Annotated in this window: 1 other RNA gene; it reads right to left on the bottom strand. The window is 51.7% G+C overall.

Annotation, left to right across the window (positions count from 1 at the left end):
- Nucleotides 1-185: a transfer-messenger RNA gene (ssrA, locus tag AAEY83_RS18175) on the bottom strand; the annotation flags it as partial.
- Between the last annotated feature and the right edge of the window lie 55 nt (nucleotides 186-240).

Raw genomic sequence — 240 nt, 5'->3', positions numbered from 1 at the left:
CCCCTGATGATTGCTGGACCCGAAGGTACCAGGAGCATTGTCAGCTGCAATTAAGCAGCGAGAGCAACACCGTATTGGTCGTCATTGGCAACTATAAGTAGTTGCAACAGTGGATTTACGACTTCTGTTACCAAGTCGGCATGCACCTAGAGTTTCGCAACCGGCGTCGAATCCTAAACGGCCCCGAACTCATTGCCCGGTGAATCTGTTCGGGCAACAAGCGTGCACAGTGTACGTCAA

The sequence above is a fragment of the Psychrobacter sp. TB20-MNA-CIBAN-0197 genome (assembly GCF_040309765.1).
Taxonomy (GTDB): domain Bacteria; phylum Pseudomonadota; class Gammaproteobacteria; order Pseudomonadales; family Moraxellaceae; genus Psychrobacter; species Psychrobacter submarinus.
Note: the sequence above shows the minus strand (reverse complement) of the source record. Positions and strands in the feature narration are given on the sequence as shown.